Genomic DNA, 16,515 nt, shown 5'->3' on the forward strand with positions numbered 1-16,515 from the left:
TACAAAGTTCTATAAATCATTACCCAACCGAATGTTTTGTTGTGGTAACTTGTCTAGCGAAACAGTAAACAGAATTTAAAGGGCAAAACATGAAGTTTATTTGGTTAAAAGTCGCGGTTACCGTTTTAGTTTTTGCTGCGCTGTTTGGTGTGGTGTATTACAAAGTCGCGAGTGGTATGTCTTAACCAAGCGCTATTTTGTGCAGCTGTTACCATCGCAGCGCGACTTTCCGGTTAACCAGAAAGAGACTTTGTATCGGTTCTTGGCAAACCGAAGATAACACCAGTCGGCCACTGGCTTGAATATCGCCCAACGTAAAGGGGCGTATAGCCAACCTTTTCCTACTAAGCGCCACGCTTGGTAGGTCACGTCTAAACCTAGCAGCAGTTTTCCATTCTCATCCAGTGCATGCAAAACGGTGTTGGCTGCGTCGGCATCTATCTGAGGGTAGTCTGAAAAGGCTTCACTGTAGATATCGATGGTTTGAATCTTATTCTCGACATCATGCTTTGCAAGTGCCGCCATCTCCTTTGCGCACAACGGGCATGTCCCATCGTAAAATATCGTTAATGCAGTCATTGTTTTCCTTACTATTTTCGTCAATTCTCATTGATACGACATCACCATTTAGGTGGATCATTCTGCCCAGTTATCCGACACTGTTATTGTGACAACCAATTTACAGTATCATCTCGAGGTAACATCCGTTCCATGCATTTAAAAAATAAGAGCCTATCTCCAATGACAACAAAGTTAATGAACCGTTTGATTATAGCTGTGACAGCCCTGATGCTCAGTGGTTGTGTTAGCTACAGCATTACCGAGCAAGAAATGACGAAGTACCTTGAAGACTCAGTGATGCTAGAACAAGAGGTTGGTGTACAAAGTGTGATGTACGCACAAGTGGCTGTGGATGATCTAGAAGTGCAAATTGGTCGAGCCGATGCACAACGCGTGTCCGTGTTGGCGAATACCAATGCAAAAGTTCAAGTGTTCAATATGCCTAATATGGGGTTGGATTTAGACTTAGAGTTCAGCGCGATTCCCGAATACGACAAGGAGAGTGGCGAGGTGTATCTAAAGTCGCTGCGACTAGAGCGCTTTGAAGAAAAAGGCAAACAGCTTTCGCCTGAAATAGAGACACTACTCAAACCAGCTGTATCGATGATAGGTTTTGCTTTGTCCCAGTCTCCGGTTTACAAACTCGACAGCAACAAGGTTCAAGAGTCGTTGATTAAGTCATCGGAACCCAATCTAGTGATTAAAGACAATAAATTGGTTATCGAATTGTTTGATTAACCCTCAGTGCATTAGTTTTGACTAAGCTCTCACCCATAATGGCTGCCTACTAGGTAGCCATTTTTGTTTGAGCTCAGTCGGTCATGACTGTTTTTAGTCGGTTTACTCACCTTGTCTATTAGTCTCATTTATTGAATTCGCTGGGTATCTCACCTTTACTTTACTCTTGTGAGCAAGTCATCGCTTCAGTCATCAAATCATAAGAAAGAAAAGGTGAGCGAACTATGAAGAGTCCAGTAATTGCGGATAACAAACCCGTTAAAGTAGAGCTGACGAAGGGAGAGAAGTATTACTTCTGTACCTGTGGGAAGTCGAAAAACCAACCGTTTTGTGACGGTTCTCATGCCGGTACGGGGTTCAAACCGAAAAGCTTTGTCGCCGAAGAGGACGGTGATGCCTACCTGTGCCGCTGTAAGTATTCGAATAATCTCCCTTTTTGCGATGGCACTCATAAACAGTTTACTGCGGAACAAATTGGGCAAGAAGGCCCTGAAGTTCACATTCAAGCGACAGCCCCTGATTTATCTCCAGCGGCAACCGCAACCAAAGAAGAGCCTACCGTGGAGTTTATTCATCAGTTAGCGCGTGATGGTTTATCTAAGGTTGGGCATCATGGGCCAATGACCTCTATGGGCGTGCCAAGACATCTATTACCTCACTGGGACGATATTCAAGTGATGGTCGCGCAAATGGCGACTAAGCCTTTGCTAGAAAATGTGCCTGTTGGTACCGAACTGATTATTGGCCCCAAAGCGAAGAAGCCGCTTAAATTGGACATCTCTTTGTTTGTGTCTGATATGAGCTTTGGCTCGCTATCTGAAGAAGCAAAAGTCTCATTGGCGAAAGGGGCTGAACTCGCAGGAACAGGTATCTGTTCAGGTGAAGGCGGTATGTTACCTGAAGAGCAAGCGGCGAACTCTCGCTACTTTTATGAATTAGCCAGTGCTCAGTTTGGTTACGATGAAGCTAAGTTCAAAAACGTTCAAGCCTTCCACTTTAAAGGCGGGCAGGGTGCCAAAACCGGAACGGGCGGGCACTTACCGGGCGCGAAGAGCATAGGCAAGATCGCGGAGGTGCGTGGCATTGAAGCGGGCACGGCAGCGATTTCTCCACCCACCTTTGTCGACCTTAACACGGTCGAGGATTTTAAAAAGTTCGCCGACCGTGTTCGAGAGGTGACAGGCGGTATCCCGATTGGCTTTAAGTTAAGTGCCAATCACATCGAAGAAGACATTCAGTTCGCGCTTGATGCCAGTGCCGATTACATCATCTTAGATGGGCGTGGTGGCGGTACAGGGGCGGCGCCAGAAATGTTCCGTGACCATATCAGTGTTCCCACTATTCCAGCACTCGCTCGCGCTAGAGCGTATCTCGATAAACAAGGGGTCAGTGACAGAGTCACATTGATCATCACGGGCGGCTTGCGCGTGCCGATGGATTTCGTAAAAGCGATGGCGCTTGGTGCTGATGGTGTCGCTATCTCAAACAGTGCCATGCAGTCGATAGGTTGTGTGGCGGCGAGAATGTGTAACACCAATAATTGCCCTGCTGGTATTGCAACTCAAAAAGCCGATTTACGTCAGCGTTTGAATGTCGAGAAAGCATCGAACCAGCTTAAGAACTTCTTTGAAGCCTCGACAGAATTAATGCAAGTGATGGCGAGGGCATGTGGGCATGATCATTTGAATCAATTTAACCCTCATGATTTGGCAACATGGAATCGCGAAATGGCCGAGCTATCCGGTGTCGCTTACTCTGGTGTCTGTCCATTAAATCACTTTAAGTAAATAATACTTCGATAAAGCACACTCAATGTATTTTGGGTGTGCTGACTTTTTCCTGTGTAATGCCAACCTATGTTAAACCTTTCATAATCAACTGCTTTATAAGTGTTTTTAAACTATTTCCTATATTTTGAAAATATCGCTTTACCTCAAGTTAACTTGAGGTTTTATCATCATCCCCAATCTAAAAACACAATCTATCACCTTGTCGCCTAGTGCAGGTTTTGATGTTATCAAACAGACGTTACGAATCTTCAGTTATGAATTTTGAGCTCCGTAATTGAAGTCATGAGTGCAAAAAGGTGAGAAAAATGAACAAGGATCAACAATGAAAGTATTAGCGATTGGCGCGACCAACAGTACAACATCAATTAATCAACAACTTGCAGCGTACACCGCAGGTTTAGTCGAAGGCGCGCAAGTCGAGGTGCTCGACCTTAATGATTTCGAGATGCCAATTTACAGCGAGAAAAGAGAGCAAGATTCAGGTGTTCATCAACACGCTCAACGCTTTTTTAGCAAGATTGGCGAAGCAGATGCTGTGGTCATCTCTTTTGCAGAGTATAACGGCTCATACACCGCAGCCTTTAAGAATGTGTTTGATTGGACATCACGAATCGACATGAAAGTGTACCAAGGCAAACCTGTTGTGATGCTCTCCACATCACCAGGCCCAGGCGGCGCAAACTCTGTGTTGTCGTCTGCGGTAAATTCGGCACCTTACTTTGATGCAGATGTGAAGGGGTCGATGTCGGTGCCAAGTTTCTACGACAACTTTAATGTAGAAACGGGTGAGATCATCAATGCCGAAATGGCCGAGAGCCTGAAATCGATCATGAGTCAGATTTAGAGAGCGAGAACACCACAATAAAACAAAGCAGCCATGTTCACGATTGCTTTTCATTGCGCCCGTTGTCAAAGTTTAAGGACATTAATTGGTTAAGGTAACAATAGGTCGCTACTCTAAAGTTAAAGTAAGCTTTAAATATTTATGATCTCAAGGATAGTGTCGTAATGAGAAACATCGTATACCTCACCATAGGCCAGTTGGCTGAGCGCAGTGGCGTGGCTCCTTCGGCGTTACGTTTTTACGAAACCAAGGGGTTGATTGCTTCGATTCGTACTAACGGAAATCAGCGCCGTTATCAGTCGGCGATGTTGAGACGAATTGCGTTGATCCAAGTCGCGCAGTCGATAGGCTTCACGCTGGAAGAGATCACCGAAGAATTATCGACACTGCCGATGAACCATACCGCAACTAAGCGAGATTGGGAGCGCGTTGCTAAGAAGTGGCAGGGGCAACTCGACAGTAAAATGGCGCAGATTAAATCGCTACAAGAGAACTTAACCGGCTGTATCGGTTGCGGATGCTTGAGTATGCAAAAGTGCAACTTGCTAAATCCTGATGATATCTTGCATGACCAAGGGCAGGGCGCACAACGAATTGTTGAACAGACTAACTGAGTTCCCGAAAGGCATGGAATAGCGAACTAAGTTTCAGGTGTTTGCTCAATGGGTTAAGCAACAGTTGTGACCGAATAGCGTGCCTAGACAAACACGAATTATAGGTCTAGTTTAGATGGTTCTTTCAATAAAAGAAGAGGTTAGTTATGTTCAGCCATGTTTTTCTCGGTACCGATGATATTGAACGCGCGAAGGCTTTTTATGACCCAATCATGAAAGTGCTTGGTTATAGCGAAGGCTCTGTTGATCCCAAAGGGCGCTGTGTTTACGTTAGCCAAACGGGTGTGTTGGGCTTAACGAAGCCGATTGATGGTCAGCCTGCGACTCACGGCAACGGTATGACGGTGGGTTTTCTTGCGTCTTCTCCTGAAGTTGTAGATGAGTGGCATCGAGTTGGCGTCGAAAATGGCGGTACCAGCATTGAAAATGGCCCCGGAGCGAGAGGTTCTGACGAGCGTCGCTTGTACATGGCTTATTTGCGAGATCCTGATGGAAACAAGATTTGTGCAACGCACTTTATGCCGTAGTTTACGTTATGCTATCGTTCATTTTATGCCACAGTGGCGTATACTTAGATCATATTGATGGTTCGGAGTTGGCTAAGTTGCGGCTCTGGACTTGTTAGCTTCCCGATAACTCAAAATTTTGCAAAGGACTGGCTAGATGAAACCGAACGAACTGTTTTATGAAAGTTTTGAGCGCTGCCGGATTGACCAAGAATTTCTCGAAACGTTTTTGGCGGATTTTTGCGAGCATAATCCAAGATTTTCAGAACGTTTTGAAAATATAGGGTTAGAGCAACAAACCAAGATGCTTAAAGCCTCGATCATTCTTATCTATAACTCTGCGGGTCTGCCGAGCGTACGAAACTCGGTAAAAAAGCTTGGGAAGCGACATAAAGATTTAGGAATGGATATCTCTGAGCAAGAACTCAACGAGTGGTTCAATTCGTTACTCAATACAGTTAAAAAATATGACCCTCACTACGATGAAAGCGTCGAACAAGCTTGGACAGAAACTCTCGAGGCCGGCTTAACTATCATGAAGAAAGAGTGCGTAGTTCCAAACACTGTGAATAACTAGGTCGTTGATGGGTAGTTTTGCTTGTTCGTTAGTTAAAACCGGCATTAACTCTTGAAAGATTGACATTGTCAGGTAAGCCTAACGATATCAGGCTTACCTCTTATTGTTTGACTAGAAATGAGCAGCCCAACCAATCAGGAACCCTTGCGATGCGGTATCGTATTCAAAGGTCCCCTTGTTTTCGTAATCAACCCAGGTCGATTTGTAGGCAACATTTAAGTCAGACCAACTGTTTATCTGGTATCGCACGCCAGTTAACAGAGATGAGGTAAAGTTGGTGTCACTACCAAGCCCTGCATCAATGGTTGCGTGAAACTTCCAATCCTTATTGATCTGCGTTATCCATCTCACACCTATTTGGTACTGTCCATCACGCGGTCACGTTTGGACGCACCTGTCACCTGAATACGAAGCGATGCTCGGTCAAAACGGTTGGGGACTCCAAGAAGTGGTCATGAAAGATCTTGATGATCACGTCGGTGAGATGATGGCGAAGATGGAAGAACTCGGTATTGCTGACAACACCATCATCATTTTCACTGCCGATAACGGCCCAGAGATCATGACTTGGCCAGATGGCGGTATGACACCTTATCACGGTGAGAAAGGCACAACTTGGGAAGGTGGCGTAAGAGCCCCTGCATTGGTTAGCTGGCCGGGTAAAATCCCAGCGGGTACTGTAGGCAATGGCATCTTTGATGGTATGGATTGGTTACCCACTCTGGTCGCTGCGGCTGGTGGTCCAACGGATCTAAAAGAAAAACTGCTGAAAGGTCACGATGGCTTTAAAGCGCACCTTGATGGTTACAACCAAGTGGATATGCTGACCGAGAAAGGCGAGTCAAACCGTAAAGAGATCTACTACTACGAACGAGACAAGCTGCAAGCGGTTCGTGTTGGTGATTGGAAGGCGCATTTCATCGTGCAAAACCACGGTTGGAGTGGCCCTAAAGAAGAGCTAAACGCACCATTGCTGTTTAATTTACGTCGTGACCCATACGAGCGAGCGGCGGAAGAGTCGGGCATGTACCTAAAATGGATGGGACAAAAAATGTGGGCATTTGGCCCGGCACAAGTGGCTGTCCAACAACATCTAGCAACCTTCCAAGAGTGGCCTCCAGTGACGCCTGACTCTCCGGCAGAGAAGACCGGTGGTGTAGGTAACTAGTTAAATATCATAAAAAATCCCGCTCACACTGAGCGGGATTTTTGTTTGAAAGCGTCTTAACGTTGGTTCTGTTTTAGCGTCGTGTTTCGTTCAATGAATTTCACTGGCACCATCAGCTTAACCAAGCTTGTGTCTTGCTCTTGAATCTGGCTAACGACAATTTTCACTGATTCACGTGCAAGGCGTCTGAAATCTTGCTTGAAGGTAGTGAGTTGGTAGTTCAACCATTGAGTCTGTGGGATATCGTCAAAACCAATCACTTGAAGATCTTCTGGAATACGCAGGTTAAATTCTAAGCGCGCCACATCCATTACTGCCATCGCGAGGTTATCTGTCGCACAGAAAATCGCTTGAGGATGTGTGGGTTCTGAAAACAGAGTCCGAATGGTATCTAGAGCATCAAGGTAGTCATAGTCAGCTTCAATAACACGAGCTTGCTTGCCTGTTAGATCTTCGAATTCTGAGCAAAAGCCCGATTCACGCTCGCCGTTGGTGTAGGTTGGCACGTTACCTGTCAGGTAAACCGCTGACTTTGTTCCTACGCTATGTAAATGTTGAGCGGCGACTTGGCCTGCGGCGTAGTTGTCACTTATTACATGGCTACTCTTAGTCCCCTCAACTACACGAGCATACTGAACAATGGGGATGTTGAACTCTTCACACTCTTCATAAAGCGACTTATTAAAGGTCGCCGAAGCAGCAATTACGCCATCAACTCGGTATTGGAAGATATTAGGAATCGAGTGGTTGTCGTTTCCATCCACTTGCCAAGGAATCAATACCGCAGAGTAACCCTGCTTTTGTAGCTCAGTAGAGATAAGCTGCAGAGTTTTCATGTGGATAGGGTAGTCGGCATCTGGGAAAACTAAGCCAATCAATTTGGACTCATTTGTCGTCAGACTGCGGGCAAAGGCATTGGGACGATAGTTCAACGATTTTGCTGCATCGAACACTTTTTGCTTGGTCTTTTCAGACACTGAACTGCCCGGGACAAATACACGAGATACAGTTGATTGAGAAACGCCAGCAAGTTTAGCGACATCTTTAGAGGTGACGGTTGGCTTTGACGCCGTGGAGTGTTTTGGAGAGCTCATAGACCATACTTTTGAACCAAATTGATTGTGCATAGAGTAACATAATTAGGTACGTACTCAAAAATACAATATGCCATGATTGGATGAAAAATAAGGGTTAATAGAGAGTGTTGAATATTATTCTGGGTATGACCCAAAAAAGCTCTGCGTAAGAGCAGAGCTTTGTTTAAAGAATTTATGAATCGACTAACTGGGCGTTAGAAGTAGTAACGAATACCTGCAGCGAATTGGTCATCTCTGTTTTCGAATTTATTGCCAACGAGCTGATCTTTACCTAGGTCGAATTGGTATTCAGTCCAAACTAGGAATTTGTTCTTCTGGAAGTGGTATTCAACACCAGGGATAAGCAGGTTACGCTCATAGCCATCTGTTTGGTCATCACTATCTTCCATGTAGTTGTAGTTCAACGTAGGGCGTAGGCCATTGTCGAAGTGGTAGTACGTGTAGATTTCACCACCTAGGGTATCGAACATTACATCCGTACCGCCTTGGCTTACAGCTTCCCAGTTTTCGCCAACATGGAAAGTGGCACCTGCGTAGAAGCCGCCGTTGCTGTAGTTCGCACCCAATAGCATGATGCGCATGTTGTCGCCATTTTCTACGCCAACCACACCTGAGTCTAGGTCTGCAATTTCATTTTGGTGGTAAGCTGCACCTAGTGTTACGCCATCAACCGGTTTGTAAGTGATTGACGCACCCATTCCGTTTTTCAATGAAGCTGTCGCATTACTCGCTAGTGCCACTTCTTCACGTGTCGTTTGGTAAGTGAAGCCGTAGCTTACTTGGTCGTTGATTGAGTTACGGTAAGTAATGGAGTTTTCTGCTCGACCTGTACCAGATGCAATACCCCAGTCAGAAAGGTTGTAAACACCTGAGCCGCGAGTACCGAAGACACGACCTAAGTCGGTGTACCATGCGACGTCATAAAAAGTAGACCACTGCTTAGTACCTGCTGCGATCTTGCCGTATTTGTCGTGCTCTACGCCTGCGTATAGAAGTCGGTCGTAAATATTGTCGCCGTTAGCACCTGAGTTGTAACCCCATTCAGCATGGCCAAAGCCAGTCCAGCCGTTATCGAGTCCCATTTGACCTTTAAGGCCGAAACGAGAGCTACCGCTGTTCCACTCACCGTTGTGGTCGCCGCCCTTATCTTGGTAACGAACGTCGAAACGACCGTCTAAAGTAAGGCTATCGCCCGCGTCATTGGTAAAAGTGTGTGCAGCAAAAGCAGAACCTGAGGTAAGTGCTGTCAGGATCACTGCTGAAAGAATCGACTTTTTCATTGTAATTCTCTTTATTCAGGCCGTAGAAAGCCACCGTGCTTTCAAGCCCGTTATATTGGTAATGGTTTGGCAGGGTGTACCCCATCCATGAGGCACTAGTAGATTCAGTTATTAGTGGAGCAATAATGAATTGGTTGGAGCACTTACTAGGAGCGAGAAGGGTCCCCCAGTAAGCGTGGCAACCTAAATCAGATGTCTATTTAGGTTGCCACTATTTCGTTTCAATCTTTTGGATTAAAGCGTATCGATTACAGCGTTGGGTTCATGATGCTTGAAGTGCGTTCGAACACATCTAGACCTTGCTGTTGTAGCCAGTAAGGAAGGTCGATAAGAACCCAGTTCTCAGACAGTTTGTCACCGTCACGGTAGTAAACGTCAACTACTTGCATGTTTGCACGTACTTCACCGCCAGTCATACCTAGGAAGCCACCTGTTGGTGTGTTTGATAGGTTTGGCCAACCGAAGAAACAAGAGAAGTTACCTTCAGCGAAACGACAAACGTGGCCGTTGAACTTCTTGTCTTTCAGGTTGTTACGGAAAGGAAGTTGGTGCTGTTGTTGGTAGCGAGGAATTGTGTAAGACGCGCCGATACCACATGGGCCGTACCAAATCATGTCTTTTGACCAGCTCTTCGCTAGTACTTCTGGTGGGCAACCCATCGCGCCGCTGTCGTTAAGAGCAGACAGGTCATCAACCATTTTGTTTACTAGAGCAAGTGTCGCAACACCTTCTTCTGGAGCCGCGTCTTCGAATAGCAGACCGTCGTGGTTACGTGGGCCAGGGTATACGAAGTGCTTACCAGTTGATGGTGGAAGTGGGTAGCAACCCGCTTGATCCATCATGCCTAGTAGGTCTAGAAACAGGCCTGTCTTAGTGATTTTGCCATCAACAACACAGTTAAATTCTGCGTAGCGAACGTTCATGATCTTGCCAGTTGGGCGCATACCTAGGTATTCAGCGTCGAATAGACCCATGAAGTGACCCATGCTCATTACCCAAATCTCATCTGGGTTAACTTCGTTGTTACCACCGATGAAGATGTCTTGACGACGCTGCATGCGAGTCATTGACTTCATCATTGGTGCCCAGAATACGTCAGCTGCTGCTTGTGCGCCTTCTTGCTCACGGAATGGGTAAACACCGCGCCACAAGTAATCTTCAGAAGTGTGTGCTTTTAAAACTTCAGCAACGTTCTCGTGAGTTGCGTTTTCCATTGCATCGAAGTATTCACGAACAATGCGTTTGGCTTCTTGATATTTAGACATAATAATTTCTCTTTGTGTTGTCGAGTCAACATTCGGAACAGGACTCGATTTGGATTTTGTTACCGGCTGATTTATCAGCCGGCTTTAAACTTTTCGTATTTGAACTTCAGCGTATGAGTGTCGAATTAAGCTTTTGCTGCTTCAGCTTTTTTGCTCTTATCGAAGACGCCACCTTTTAGAGTTTCAGGCAGTGTTAGCCATAGTAGGCCGGCGATAATCCATACGATTGGTGAGCCCCACATTGCTGTTTGTAGGTCGGTACGCTCTTGGATGAAGATAAGAACCATTGGTGCCCACATGCCGATAATACGACCGCCATGGAATAAAGCTGCACCATAGCTACGCAAGCGTGCTGGGAACAATTCAGAGAAGTAACCGCCCCATACTGCAGAAGCAGACAGGCCGAAGTTGTAGATAAGACCTAGAAGAGCCAGCATGTTTAGGCCGCCAATCATCATGTCGCCAGGTGCGACAAAGAAGATAGAAACCATGATACCTGCGAGGATGAAGCCGAACGCGTTGATCTTACGACCGTACTTATCTGCTGCCCATCCCCAGAACCAAGCACCGAAGAGTGAACCAAATGCTGAGATAGAGAAGATCAAACCGATGGTTGCACCATCAAACATACGAACATCTTTCAGGTAGGTAGTTACAAAGCCACCGAAGAATTGGAATCCGTAGAAGTTAAGACCAGAAAGAAGTAAACAAGTAATCGTAATTTTGCGGTAAGGCTTGCTTAACATCTCACCCCAAGAACCTTTTTTAGCTTCGGTTACTTCCCCAGCTGTATTGGTTGTTGTTTGTTGATCTTCTTCACCGTAGGCGATCACAGTTTTGTCGCTTGGTAATACAAAGATCATTAACGCTGCTGCTACAAGCGGTGGAATACCACCTACCCACATTAGGCTCTGCCAAGGTGCATCAACACTTGTAATGAAGGCTGCGTAAGCGCCCATTGCCACTAAAGCAACAGAGAACATTGAAGAAGCAAAAGCAGTCAACTTACCGCGAACCGTTGGTGTAAATAGGCCAATCATCAAAGATACAGCTACAGTGAAGTAACCACCTAAAGATAGTCCAATGATGAAACGCATTGCAGCCCAAGTGGCGTAGTCGGTAAACATCATGTTGATGATGGTTGCACCACCGTTTAATGCCGTAATTGCTATTAGTGTGGACTTCTTGCCGAACTTGGTTGCGAACCATGCACAGCTCAGAGCACCAATCAGAGCACCAACCGACTGCCAAGTGTAGAACTGAGCGGTATCAGAAAGGCTAATACCAGCATATTCTTCCACAATGTATGGGCGTACGTAGTCAATAATTACAAAGTTATAACAATAAAAAAAGTAACCTACTAGAATTGCTAGATATGCGGCTACCCTTTGAATCATAGGAACTTCGCTCATGTGTTTTTTAATGGTCATGACCGATAAACCTTTATTTTATATAGGGTGGTTTTGGTTTTAATTATTGTGTGTTGATTATTTAGCTTCATCACACCGTCTTCATTTCGGGAGAGATAATAGAATTTTTGTGGTTATTAGATCCGTGATCAAAGTCAATTTTAAAATGAGTGCGTACCCATTTTGTGCATTTTAGTGATCTTGATCTCATTTAACTGGGTTTTTGTGCTTTGTGGGGTGGTTTGAGTGTTTAATCGTCTATCTTAGTGATAATAGTCACACTTATTGTGGGTTTTTGAGGGAAAACATCCATTTTTGAGTACTATTGGCAGCGAATTAATTGCGACATACAATAAACGGAATCTAAAAATGGTTACGTACTCAAGTTTTGTGGTTATTGCTCTTTATGTGCTAACTACTTTGTTTATCAGCTACTTAGTTAATAGGCGCTATAGCGTCGGTGGCGACTTTTCGACTGGTGGAAAACAGTTTGGTTGGTTTACGGCAGGTGTGTCGATTCTTGCAACCTACATCAGCGCAATGACGTTCGTTGGCATGCCGGGCTGGGTTTATAGCTCAGGCATGGAAGCGATGAGCGTACATTTGAACTATCCAATAGTGATCTTTTTCACTGTGCTTTTCTTTGTTCCGGTGTTTTACAAGCTCGGCCTAACCTCGATTTACGAATACCTAGAGCACCGCTTTGGCGTTGTTGCTCGCACGATCAATTCCATCGTGTTCATTGTGGTTCAGTGTATTTCGGCAGGGGTTATTCTGTATGCGGTAGCCCTGATCTTAGTGCAAGTGCTGCCAGTGAGTATCTCTGAGGCGATCATCTACATCAGCGTATTTACTGCGTTGTATACCTATGCGGGTGGTATCTCGACTGTAATCTGGACTGACATGCTTCAGTCAGCAGTGTTGATTATCGGCAGCATTGCGATCTTTGTTTTATTGCTGATGAAAATCGATGCGGGCGAGATGTTGTCTCCTGAACATTTGAATATCATCAATCTCGATTTTGACTTAGGCGTCGATACCACATTGTGGGCCGGCGTAGTGGCTGTGAGCTTCTTGCACCTGAGTGTGTATGGCACTAACCAACTGATTATTCAAAGAACATTGGCGACTAAGTGTGTTAAAACAGCGCAAAAATCGATGTTGCTTTGTGGCTACGGCGCATTTTTTGTTTATCTGTTCTTTGCTGTGATGGGGGTGCTGTTAAGTGTCTTTTATCAAGACAGCAGTTTTGAAAACAGCAACGAAGTGATTCTCGATTTTGTGTTTAACCATACCAACCCAATCATTGTTGGTTTGGTGATCTCAGCACTTTCGGCTGCGGCAATGTCGACATTGGATTCCACCTATAACTCAATGGCGACGGTCGCAACGTTCGATTTCTATAAGCGCTTCTTCCGTAAGCAAGCCTCTGACGCGCACTATGAATCAGTGGCTAGAAAAATGAGCCTGGTTGCTGCAGCGTCGGTTGTTGTGCCTGCGTTACTGGCTGTTTCTAATGAATCAGTGCTTAAAACGATTGCGAGCTTAACCTCTATTTTTGTTGGTATTCGCCTTGGCTCTTTCATCTTGGGTTTGTTCTTCAAACAAGCAAACGAGAAAGGCGTAATTGCGGGCAGTATTGGCAGTGTGGCCGTCGTATTCATCGCCAAATACAGCGGAATAGCTTGGCCTTGGTTTGCCTTGATTGGCACTGTGGTTTTCTTAGTGTTAGGTGTTGTTGTGAGCCGCTTCTGGGGAGAGGTAACCGAGCAACAAAATGAATTTATAGAAAAGCAAAAGCATTTGTTTGCAAAGCCTACCGCGAGTCATTATGGCTTGTTGGTGTTCGCTGTTGTGACGATTGCTGCTTGTACTGTTATCCCTGATTGGCTTTATGCCGCTCTTTCTTAATTGACCGATTTTTTACTGGTATATCTATGTTATCGATCTTTGATATCTACAAAATTGGTGTTGGGCCATCGAGCTCTCACACCAACGGCCCAATGATTGCGGGTTTCCATTTCACACAATTAATCGCTGATAAAATCGCAGAAGTGACGCGTATTCAGGTGGATTTATACGGTTCTTTGTCATTGACTGGCATAGGTCACCACACCGACAGAGCTACAATATTGGGGCTACTCGGCAATAAACCAGACACCATCAAAATCACCAGCGCAAACCAAGCAATGCGTCATGCCGTAGACAGTGGTGAGATGGATTTAGCGGGCACCAAGCACATTGCCTTCAACTACGAAACCGACATGTTGTTCCACAAAGACAATCTGCCTCTGCATGAAAATGGCATGATGATTACTGCGTTTGACCAGAGTGGCAACGTGATTGTCGATGAAACTTATTATTCGATTGGCGGCGGTTTTATCGCAACTGCTGATGAACTGCAAAATGGTACTCAAACCCAAGCGGTAGAAGTTCCTTTCCCGTTCAAAAACGCCGATGAAATGCTTCAACAAGCTGACAATAGTGGGATGAGCCTCGGTGGTATGATTCTAAAAAATGAAGCGGAGTTCGAAGGCGCTGACATTATTTCAGAGAAAGCGGATCAAATCTGGCGAGTGATGAGTCGTTGTATGGAGCGTGGCTTTGAAACCGAAGGCATTCTTGATGGTGGTTTGAACGTAACTCGTCGTGCGCCTAACCTACTGAAAAAGTTAGAAGCGAATGCGGCGGTTGAAAACGACCCAATGGAAATCATGGATTGGATTAACTTGTTTGCGTTTGCGGTTAGCGAAGAAAATGCGGCTGGTGGCCAAGTGGTAACATCACCAACCAATGGTGCGGCGGGCGTTATTCCTGCTGTGTTGATGTACTACCATCGCTTCATTAAAGAGTTGGATACTAAGCAGTTAAAAGATTTCTTAGCGGTATCGGGCGCGATTGGTATTCTGTACAAAACTAACGCTTCGATCTCTGGTGCGGAAGTAGGATGCCAAGGTGAGGTAGGCGTATCATCCTCTATGGCGGCTGCGGGATTAACGGCACTACGCGGTGGCAGCAATGAGCAGATCTGTATTGCGGCGGAAATCGCGATGGAACACTCATTGGGTATGACTTGTGACCCAATTGGCGGCTTGGTTCAAGTGCCGTGTATCGAGCGAAATGCGATGGGTGCGATGAAGGCAATTAATGCATCTCGCATGGCATTGAAGCGAAACAGCAAGTCTTTGATCTCACTCGATAAGGTCATCGCAACCATGTACCAAACCGGTAAAGACATGAACAAGAAATATCGTGAAACATCACTCGGTGGTTTAGCCTTGATCCATCTAGCTCATCCTTGTGAATAGCTAAGCCAGTTAACCCAGTAAATAATAACGTTAAGCCCAGAGCCTTAGACTTTAAAAATCTATCGCGGCTGGGCTTTTTGTTTTATGTGTTTTAGGGAGCTAATCTGAAAGCGGTAATCGATAGCTGTTTTTCAACTCTTTTACTGAGATGTTCGACTGAATCGCACTCACGCCTTTGACTCGTCTGATCGAGCTAATACGCTCAAAGTACTCTTCTAAATCTTTCGCCAACACTTGCACCATGTAATCGGCGCCGCCTGCAATGCAGTGACACATTGGAATCCAATCGGTTACCGCGACAAACTCTTCGAACGGTTCTGTGTTTTCAACTTCATGATTGCCTAGTGTTACAAGGGTAAAACCAGCCACATGAAAGCCTAATTTCTTACGATTCAGCTTAGCGGCGTAACCATCGATATAGCCAGTTTCCTCCATGCGTTTCCAACGACGCCAGCATGGGGTTTCGCTGAGGTTGACCTTCTCTGCGAGCTTGCTGTTGCTCATGCGTCCGTCTTGCTGGATATGCTCTAAGATGGCGATATCTGTGTCATCTAACACTTCTTTGGTGGATTCTTTCTGTTTCATGGCTATCTTAGAAAAGTCTTGCTCAAATTTGGATTAATATTAGCCTATATAGCAATTTAATTCCTAGTCGAATCTGTAAACTCTCCCCCTATAAATACTTTACTTATTAGGAGTGAGAGGAAATGAGCTCTCAATTAATGCTGGCGTTCTTGCTATTTTCAACATCAATTGCAATTACCCCTGGGGCTGGCAATATCGCATTACTTGGGATTTCAAGTCGTTATGGATTTGCTGCGACTTTACCTTTTATCTCTGGGAACGCTGTTGGCATCATCATCGTATTGGCGGGTTCTAGTGTCGGTTTGGTGAGCCTATTTACCCTTTACCCAGAGCTATACAGCATTTTGAAATACGCGGGTGCGGCTTATTTGCTGTTCATGGCATGGTCGATTGCGAATATGCAAATCGAAGAAAGCACTACCGATAATCGTTCAGGTTTCATGTCTGGTGTACTGGTGCAGGTGTTAAACCCTAAAGGTTGGATAGCGTCATTAACCGTGTTTTCACAGTTCATTACTCCGAATGCCGATTACTTGATTCAAGTCGTGACCATTATCGCGGGCATGGTGATTACTGGTGTGCCGTGCATGTTGGTGTGGGCGTATTGCGGTACGATGCTTAAAAAGTTGCTGCAATCACCAAAACAGATGATGTTTGTGAACCGTTGCTTGGGCGGAAGCTTAGCGATGGTGGTGGCCTTTATGCTTTATCAACCGGCATAAATCACAAAGAAAAAACCACTCCTAAATCCATAGGAGTGGTGTCTAAATGTC

At 45.3% G+C, this 16,515-nt stretch carries 15 protein-coding genes and 2 pseudogenes; 10 read left to right on the forward strand and 7 right to left on the reverse strand.

Annotation, left to right across the window (positions count from 1 at the left end; translation table 11 throughout):
* Positions 1 to 192 precede the first annotated feature (192 nt).
* Positions 193 to 579 (reverse strand): thiol-disulfide oxidoreductase DCC family protein, encoded by a 387-nt coding sequence (locus tag A136_RS08435; RefSeq protein WP_029235293.1) that lies wholly within the window; start codon positions 577 to 579, stop codon positions 193 to 195.
* Between the two features lie 162 nt (positions 580 to 741).
* On the opposite strand from A136_RS08435, the gene A136_RS08440 reads away from it, so the two are divergent.
* The 6 genes from A136_RS08440 to A136_RS08465 all read left to right on the forward strand — a co-directional run bounded on the left by A136_RS08440 (position 742) and on the right by A136_RS08465 (position 5,630).
* On the forward strand, positions 742 to 1,299 hold the full coding sequence (locus tag A136_RS08440) for a DUF1439 domain-containing protein (protein WP_017065247.1): 558 nt from the start codon (positions 742 to 744) through the stop codon (positions 1,297 to 1,299).
* Between the two features lie 224 nt (positions 1,300 to 1,523).
* Positions 1,524 to 3,086: a glutamate synthase-related protein gene (locus A136_RS08445; protein WP_017065248.1), complete on the forward strand. Its 1,563-nt coding sequence runs from the start codon at positions 1,524 to 1,526 to the stop codon at positions 3,084 to 3,086.
* 325 nt (positions 3,087 to 3,411) lie between these two features.
* Positions 3,412 to 3,933 carry an NADPH-dependent FMN reductase gene (locus A136_RS08450; RefSeq protein ID WP_017062187.1) on the forward strand — a complete coding sequence of 174 codons (522 nt, stop codon included), beginning with the start codon at positions 3,412 to 3,414 and terminating at the stop codon, positions 3,931 to 3,933.
* Between the two features lie 164 nt (positions 3,934 to 4,097).
* A complete protein-coding gene (gene soxR, locus A136_RS08455; RefSeq protein ID WP_017062186.1) occupies positions 4,098 to 4,547 on the forward strand; it encodes a redox-sensitive transcriptional activator SoxR in 450 nt (149 codons plus the stop codon).
* 146 nt (positions 4,548 to 4,693) lie between these two features.
* Positions 4,694 to 5,074 (forward strand): VOC family protein, encoded by a 381-nt coding sequence (locus A136_RS08460; RefSeq protein ID WP_017062185.1) that lies wholly within the window; start codon positions 4,694 to 4,696, stop codon positions 5,072 to 5,074.
* A gap of 136 nt (positions 5,075 to 5,210) precedes the next feature.
* Positions 5,211 to 5,630 (forward strand): globin, encoded by a 420-nt coding sequence (locus A136_RS08465; RefSeq protein ID WP_017065249.1) that lies wholly within the window; start codon positions 5,211 to 5,213, stop codon positions 5,628 to 5,630.
* Between the two features lie 111 nt (positions 5,631 to 5,741).
* Here the strand turns inward: A136_RS08465 and A136_RS22220 are convergent.
* A pseudogene (locus A136_RS22220) lies at positions 5,742 to 5,993 on the reverse strand (DUF481 domain-containing protein); the annotation flags it as partial.
* On the opposite strand from A136_RS22220, the pseudogene A136_RS08470 reads away from it, so the two are divergent.
* Positions 5,989 to 6,798: pseudogene (locus A136_RS08470) on the forward strand (sulfatase-like hydrolase/transferase); the annotation flags it as partial. The pseudogenes A136_RS22220 and A136_RS08470 sit on opposite strands and share 5 nt — an antisense overlap.
* Positions 6,799 to 6,854: 56 nt before the next feature.
* Here the strand turns inward: A136_RS08470 and A136_RS08475 are convergent.
* The 4 genes from A136_RS08475 to A136_RS08490 form a co-directional block, all read right to left on the reverse strand.
* Positions 6,855 to 7,892 carry a LacI family DNA-binding transcriptional regulator gene (locus A136_RS08475; protein ID WP_017065252.1) on the reverse strand — a complete coding sequence of 346 codons (1,038 nt, stop codon included), beginning with the start codon at positions 7,890 to 7,892 and terminating at the stop codon, positions 6,855 to 6,857.
* Positions 7,893 to 8,089: 197 nt separating this feature from the next.
* The gene (locus A136_RS08480) at positions 8,090 to 9,175 is read right to left on the reverse strand and encodes a porin (protein WP_017065253.1); all 1,086 of its coding nucleotides are present in this window, start codon (positions 9,173 to 9,175) and stop codon (positions 8,090 to 8,092) included.
* A gap of 248 nt (positions 9,176 to 9,423) precedes the next feature.
* Positions 9,424 to 10,440: a nuclear transport factor 2 family protein gene (locus tag A136_RS08485; protein ID WP_017065254.1), complete on the reverse strand. Its 1,017-nt coding sequence runs from the start codon at positions 10,438 to 10,440 to the stop codon at positions 9,424 to 9,426.
* A 125-nt stretch (positions 10,441 to 10,565) separates the two neighbouring features.
* Complete coding sequence (locus tag A136_RS08490) at positions 10,566 to 11,870, reverse strand: MFS transporter (RefSeq protein ID WP_017065255.1); 1,305 nt, start codon at positions 11,868 to 11,870, stop codon at positions 10,566 to 10,568.
* 348 nt (positions 11,871 to 12,218) lie between these two features.
* On the opposite strand from A136_RS08490, the gene A136_RS08495 reads away from it, so the two are divergent.
* Entirely contained in the window at positions 12,219 to 13,760 is a 1,542-nt protein-coding gene (locus tag A136_RS08495; RefSeq protein WP_017065256.1) for a sodium:solute symporter family transporter, read from the forward strand.
* Positions 13,761 to 13,786: 26 nt separating this feature from the next.
* Positions 13,787 to 15,157 (forward strand): L-serine ammonia-lyase, encoded by a 1,371-nt coding sequence (locus A136_RS08500; protein WP_017065257.1) that lies wholly within the window; start codon positions 13,787 to 13,789, stop codon positions 15,155 to 15,157.
* Positions 15,158 to 15,256: 99 nt separating this feature from the next.
* Here the strand turns inward: A136_RS08500 and A136_RS08505 are convergent, their stop codons facing one another.
* Positions 15,257 to 15,742: an Lrp/AsnC family transcriptional regulator gene (locus tag A136_RS08505; protein ID WP_017065258.1), complete on the reverse strand. Its 486-nt coding sequence runs from the start codon at positions 15,740 to 15,742 to the stop codon at positions 15,257 to 15,259.
* 122 nt (positions 15,743 to 15,864) lie between these two features.
* Here A136_RS08505 and A136_RS08510 point away from each other — a divergent pair, with 122 nt between their 5' ends.
* Positions 15,865 to 16,464 (forward strand): LysE family translocator, encoded by a 600-nt coding sequence (locus tag A136_RS08510; protein WP_017065259.1) that lies wholly within the window; start codon positions 15,865 to 15,867, stop codon positions 16,462 to 16,464.
* Positions 16,465 to 16,515 lie beyond the last annotated feature (51 nt).

The organism is Vibrio crassostreae 9ZC13 (assembly GCF_000272045.2).
GTDB classification, from domain to species: domain Bacteria; phylum Pseudomonadota; class Gammaproteobacteria; order Enterobacterales; family Vibrionaceae; genus Vibrio; species Vibrio crassostreae_C.